Genomic DNA, 401 nt, shown 5'->3' with positions numbered 1-401 from the left:
TCACCAGGGCCCGCATGCCCTGCTTGAACTCGGTGATCACCTGCCCTTCTTCGTCATCCGCAATCGCGTAGATGGTGTCGGCACCGGCGATGCAGTAGAACGCGATCGTGGCCAGCAGCCAGCGCGCCTTGTCCACCGGCAGGCCGAACACCTCGGCCACGTGCGCCTGGTGCGAGGCGATCTTTTCCAGCATCGGCGCGGTCGCCACCGTGCGCCGCAGCAGGTAGGGCGGTAGCCCGGGATGCGCCTTCACCACTTCGCACAGCGACTCCACGAACCCCATCAGATAGGCCTCCAGCCCACCCGGTGCGTCGACCGACGCGCGCGGAATCTGCCAGCGCTGGAACACCGCCTCCGCCACCAGGCGCTTCAACGCCTCCAGGTTGGCCACGCGCTTGTAC

General features: G+C 67.3%; 1 protein-coding gene. It reads right to left on the bottom strand.

Going from position 1 to position 401, the window contains the following annotated elements; translation table 11 throughout:
- Positions 1-391, bottom strand: a 391-nt coding sequence (locus tag D7X55_RS47240) for a hypothetical protein (protein WP_199747486.1), incomplete at its 3' end; no start/stop codon positions are given.
- Positions 392-401 lie beyond the last annotated feature (10 nt).

The organism is Corallococcus sp. AB049A, assembly GCF_003668885.1.
In the GTDB taxonomy this organism is placed as follows: domain Bacteria; phylum Myxococcota; class Myxococcia; order Myxococcales; family Myxococcaceae; genus Corallococcus; species Corallococcus interemptor.
The sequence above is the reverse complement of the archived record's forward strand: the minus strand, read 5'-3'. Positions and strand labels throughout refer to the sequence as shown.